Annotated in this window: 5 protein-coding genes; all 5 read right to left on the bottom strand. The window is 66.4% G+C overall.

From position 1 onward, the window contains the following. Positions 1–482: bifunctional precorrin-2 dehydrogenase/sirohydrochlorin ferrochelatase (locus tag RHBS_RS23390; RefSeq protein ID WP_374700651.1), on the bottom strand; the 482-nt coding region annotated here is incomplete at its 3' end. After that, positions 469–2,175, bottom strand: a complete 1,707-nt coding sequence (locus RHBS_RS23385) for an ABC-F family ATP-binding cassette domain-containing protein (RefSeq protein ID WP_236745406.1) — start codon at positions 2,173–2,175, stop codon at positions 469–471. The genes RHBS_RS23390 and RHBS_RS23385, both read right to left, overlap by 14 nt. 76 nt (positions 2,176–2,251) lie before the next feature. Beyond that, positions 2,252–3,919 (bottom strand): alkaline phosphatase D family protein, encoded by a 1,668-nt coding sequence (locus RHBS_RS23380; protein ID WP_183130171.1) that lies wholly within the window; start codon positions 3,917–3,919, stop codon positions 2,252–2,254. A 37-nt stretch (positions 3,920–3,956) separates the two neighbouring features. After that, positions 3,957–4,334, bottom strand: a complete 378-nt coding sequence (locus RHBS_RS23375; protein WP_121870122.1) for a cobalamin biosynthesis protein — start codon at positions 4,332–4,334, stop codon at positions 3,957–3,959. Positions 4,335–4,346: 12 nt separating this feature from the next. Further along, positions 4,347–5,679: cobyrinate a,c-diamide synthase (locus RHBS_RS23370; RefSeq protein ID WP_128646536.1), on the bottom strand; the 1,333-nt coding region annotated here is incomplete at its 5' end.

The raw sequence follows: 5,679 nt of genomic DNA, 5'->3' as shown, positions 1-5,679 counted from the left end.
GCATGTGCCGAATCGGCGACCACACCGGACTGCAGAGCTTCGATCACGGCATTGCGGACCGCGGCCGATCGACGGTGCTCGCCGCCGGCGAGGACACCGAGGGTCAGCCCGTCCCACTCGGCCGACGCCGGGGTGACCGCGGTGCCGTCCTTGGCGATGTCGGCTCGCACGCAGAAGATCCTGGACGCAGTGGCTTCGGCAACGATGGCGATGTTGGTCTCGGCCTCGTCGGTGCACGCGACGGCGTACCAGGCATCGGCGAGGTCGCCCTCCCGATAATCACGCAACTCCATCGTCACCTGTCCGAAGGTCGCCATCGCCTCCACAGCGGGCGTGGCCTCCCGAGTGATGACGTGTACCACGGCACCACAGGAGATCAGCAGCGGCAATCGACGCTGCGCGACGGTGCCGCCACCGACCACGACGACGCGTCGACCTTCCAGATTGAGGCCGACCAGATAGGGAGAGTCAGTCGCGTTCACGAGAGGAAACGCTACCGCGCGCGCTGCACCCGCTTTTCGTCCCATATGGCTCATCGGATTCGTAGGCCTGACCGGTGCTGCCGAACACGAGGAATCGGTCGAAGCTGCGGGCGAACCAGCGGTCGTGGGTCACGGCGATGACGGTGCCGTCGAACGCTGCGATCGCGTCTTCGAGTGCGTCGGCGGACATGAGGTCGAGGTTGTCGGTCGGCTCGTCCAACAGCAGCAGGGTGGCACCGGAGAGTTCGAGGAGCAGAATCTGCACGCGCGCCTGCTGGCCGCCGGAAAGGTTGTCGTACGACTGTTCGGCGGCTCGGGCCAGACCGTAGCGGTCCAGTGCCCTACTGGCGGCCTCCCGGCCCATTCCGTCGCGGTGTTCGTTGCCCATGTGCAAGATGTCGAGGAGCGTGTTGCCCGCGAGATCCGGCCGAGTGTGGGTCTGGGCGAACAGCCCGGGCCGGACGCGAGCGCCGAGCACCGCGGTGCCGGTGTGCGGAACCGGATCGAGTGCCAGTTCCTGAACCGGCTCGTGCTCCTTCTCGGGATCGGTGCCACCGTTGGCCAGCAATCGAAGGAAGTGCGATTTGCCGGAACCGTTGGAGCCCAGCACCGCGACGCGGTCGCCGTACCAGATCTCGGTGTCGAACGGCTTCATCAATCCGGTCAGTTCCAGACCCGTACAGACCAACGCGCGCTTGGCAGTTCGGCCACCACGCAGACGCACGGTGACGTGCTGCTTCAACGGCACCGCTTCGGGCGGTCCGGCCTCCTCGAACTTGGCCAACCGAGTCTGGGACGCGTGGTAGCGAGCGGCGACCCCGTCGTTGAATTTGGCCTTCTCCCGTAGGCGCAGCACCAGCGCCCGGAGTTTGACCAGTTCCTCGTCCCACCGCCGTCGCAGTTCGTCGAGCCGAGCATTCCGGTCCTCACGCGCGGCGTGATACGTCGCGAACCCGCCGCCGTGCACCCAGGAGGTGGCACCGCTGACGCCCGGTTCCAACGTCACGATCCGGTTCGCGGCGTTGGCGATGAGCTCTCGGTCGTGGCTGATGAACAGAACGGACTTGTCGGAATCCCGAATGGTCGCTTCGAGCCAGCGCTTGCCCGGCACATCGAGGTAGTTGTCCGGTTCGTCGAGAAGCAACAGATTGTCCGAGCCGGCGAACAACGCTTCGAGTACGAGGCGCTTCTGCTCACCGCCGCTGAGGGTCGACGCAGCGCGCCACTTCGCGCGGTCGAACGGCATTCCGAGTGCTGCTGTGGTGACCTTGTCCCAGAACGGCTCGAGGTCGTAACCGCCGACATCGCCCCAATCCGACAGGGCCTGCGCGTATTTCATCTGGGTCTTCTCGTCGTCGACCTCGATCATCGTGTTCTCGGCGGCGTCGAGGGCCGCAGCGGCCGTCTGCACGGCCGGGGAGGCAACCGACAGCAGCAGATCACGAACGGTCGAGTCGTCTCGCAGCTGGCCGACGAACTGCCGCATCACCCCGAGCGAGCCGGAGCGCGACACCGACCCCTCGTCGGGGGTCTCGTCGCCTGCGATGATGCGCGTCAGTGTCGTCTTGCCGGTTCCGTTGGGGCCGATGAGGGCGGTCTTGGCACCGTCGCCGACGCGAAACCCGACACCGTTGAGGAGCTGCCGTCCGTCGGGCAGGAAGTAGACGATGTCGTTGAGTTCGAGGTGGGCCACAACGAACCAGCCAACCTCATCGGCCCGGCGATGGCCAATCGTTTACTCGTCCGCTGGGCGAGGGCCAGTGTCTTCTCTAGGCGAGGGCCAGGGTCGATGTCTCGGTGAGAACCTGCTTACCGGCGTCGTCGACGTGGGCGTGGTGCACCCGCAACCGAGCGGAGTCGCCGTGCAGGGTCAGCAGCATGACACCGTTGTCGAACCAGGGTCCTGCCTCGGCCTCCCACTCGACACCGGACGGGCCCACGTGTGCCGCGCGCGCCAGTTTCGACAGAATGCGGGCGGCGGGACGTTTGATGGCCAGCTTGTTGACCGCACGAATCGGCAGATCGAGCGGATTGCGGAACGGCGACATGGTCAGCTGATACGTGGCCGGTACCTCGCGCCCGCCGACCCCGAAGTCCGCGTTCGCCACGTACGAGCAGTGCACGTCGCCCGAGAGCCACATGATCGAGGCGGGTTTGTTCTCGCCGCGCGAGAGCTCACGCGTCAACGCCGCCATGTCGTTGAACGAGTTGGTGAAGGCCGCCCAGTGTTCGAGATCGAGGCCGATCCGCATCTTCTCGGCCACCTTGGCCGGCATGGATCCCCAACTCCCCTGCGCCACAGCCTCGTTCCATTGTTCGAGGTAGTGCAGGGCAGGCAGCATGAGATAGGGCAACGACGAACCGAACAGCAAGTGCCGCGGGGTTTCTTCGAGTGCGCGCTCGCGTACCCACGCCCATTCCTTCTCGTCCACCATCTCTCGGTTGTCCGGATCCAGATTCCGCGAACATCGCGAATCGATCATGATCAGCCGGGTATCACCGAAATCGCGATAGAAGCTCCAGCGGCCGGTCTCGGGCTTGCGGTCCACGCGTAACGCGAAGTCGGCCAACAGCTTTTCACGATCGGCGTCGGTATCGGCCGACCGAACTGCGGCGTACATCTCGTCCTGCGCCAGTTCCTTGGGCGAGAGGTTGCCCAGGTGCTGGTACACCCAGTAGGACGAGTACGCGCCGATGACTCGATCGTTCCACCACGGCCGAGTCACGATGTCCCGCCGCCACGACGCGGACGAGTTCCAGTCGTCGCGCAGATCGTGGTCGTCGAGAATCATGCACGACGGGATGCTCGCCATCAGAGTTCGCACCGGCTCGAGTCCCCACGATTCCCGGTACAGCCAGGAGTACTCCTCGAAATCGCAGATCTCGTTCTCCGCGTCGGTACCGATGGCGCTCTGCGGTCCCTCGCCCGAGCTTCGGCGCGCCTGAAGTCGTTCGACGATCTCCGGCGACGGGTCGTCGGCGTAGACCTGATCACCGAGGAGCAGCAGCGCCTGCGGCCATCGGCTCGGATCCTCCTCGATCAGCGCATTCCCCAGCCCGGCCAAGGCGTCGGCTCCGATCTGCTTCAACGATTCGTCGCTGTAGTTGTCACCCCGCCGACACGACCCGAAGGCCAACGTGACGGGTCCATCGGCATCGACGGTGTGGATGGCGGCCGTCCGACCCTCCGGGGGCCACACGCGACGCTCGTCGACGAACACCTCGTAGTGCACCGTCGCGTTGGCCGGTAATCCCTCGAGCGGCACCAGCGCGTAGTGGTGGCCGTGCACCCCCCACGTTCGTTCGGAACCCCGGACGTCGGCGTCGGTGACGACCGTAATGTTCGCCGATTCGGCCATCTCGAACCACAGGGTCGCCGTCTCGGTGCCGACGTACCGCACGATCGGGCCGAGTAGGACGGTGCTGTCGGAAGTCATTCGATTCACAGTGCCCTCGTCGGCCGGCTTTCGCCAGTCAGTCGGGCGAATTCGCCGCGACCTCGCTCACCGCGGCGACAGCAACGGTGACTCTTCCGCCGACCGTTCGCGGGATCAGCAACTGCTGCGCCGAGCCTGCGAGCAGGGTCGCGGCTTCGGCCACGCTCGTACTCCCCACGGCGTCGTACACCCGCCGAGATGTGTGGGGAGTCGACACCGACGAGAGTTCCTCTGCCGAGTAAGTGACTCCCCGAACCCCCATGCTCGACGCCACCGCCGCCACCAGTTCTGCTTTCCGGTCGATCGAGGCGATGGCCTCGACTCGCCAGTTCGGTTGCAGCACCGTCGAGATCGCGGCCACGACGTCGGCGGCGTCGACGCCGGCTCGGGCACCGATTCCGATGACCACCCGCATTCTCGCGCCCCCCTACACTCGCGCGTAGTCGACTGCGGCGGAGACGAATCGGGTGATCGACTCGGGATTCCCTGCGGCGTGGGTGTGCAGGTAGGACGCGTGGACGCCGCCCTGCACGAAGCCCTCGCGCGCCGCAGTTCTGCCGTCGGGGCTCTGCTTGTGCCAGCCCCAGGCGGCCGGGGCGCTCTCGCGGACGTCCCTGAATCGGTTCGTTACTGCAGGCTCCACTCCCACGAGTTTCGTTCGGTGGAACTCGTGTCCGGTGACGCGGGCACCCGCGTCGAACAGCGTCGACGATTGGAGGGCAACCGCATCGCGATATCCCAGAGTGAGGGTGTTCCCGAATTCCGCGTCCACGTCGACGACCCCCGCCATGGCATGACCGTCCAATCGCCGTGCCAGATACAGCAATCCGGCGCACTCGGCATGGATCGGCAAGCCCTGGGCTGCCGCTGCTCGAATGTCGGCGAGCAGTAGTTCGTTCGCCGACAGTGCGGCCGCATGTTCTTCCGGGAATCCGCCGGGGAGTACCACTCCTGCTGTGCCGGGCGGCAATCCGTCACGCAGCGGGTCGAACACGGCGACGTCGGCCCCGGCTGCGCGGAGCAGTTCGACGTGTTCGGTGTAGCCGAAGGTGAATGCGGGGCCACCGGCCACCGCGATCACGGGCGATCCCTCGGAAGTACGTACCTCGTTCTCCGGGGACCACTGCGGCGCTGTCACCGACGATCGAGCCAGCGCGCTCACTGCCTCGATGTCGACGAACCGGGAGACGAGAGCGCTCATCGCGTCCACGGCATCGGTTGCGGCACCCCCGTGTTCGACTGCGGTGATCAACCCGAGATGCCGTGACGGGACCACCAGTTCGCTCATGCGCGGCAACGCGCCGAGTACCGGAACGCCCACCCGTTCGCACGCTTGACGCAATACGTCCTCGTGCCGCTGACTGCCGACGCGATTGAGAATCACACCGCCGATGCGGACGCTGGCGTCGAACGTCGAGAACCCGTGCAGCACAGCGGCGAGCGACTGACTGTGGCCGCGGGCGTCGACCACCAGGATCACCGGGGCACCGAGCATGGCGGCCACTCGTGCGGTCGATCCCTCGGCGGAGGCCTCCCCCGGGCCGGTCATATCGATCTTGCCGTCGAACAGTCCCATGACACCCTCGACGACCGCGATGTCGCAGCCCCGACTGCCGTGTCGGAACAGGGGCCCGATGCGGTCGGCACCGACCATCACCGCGTCGAGGTTGCGGCCGGGGAGCCCGGCCGCGAGCGAGTGATATCCGGGGTCGATGTAGTCCGGACCCACCTTGAACGGTGCGACGGTGCGGCCGGCGCTG

The sequence above is a fragment of the Rhodococcus sp. BS-15 genome (genome assembly GCF_000813105.1).
GTDB lineage: Bacteria > Actinomycetota > Actinomycetes > Mycobacteriales > Mycobacteriaceae > Rhodococcoides.
This window is presented reverse-complemented; position numbering and strand designations above follow the sequence as displayed.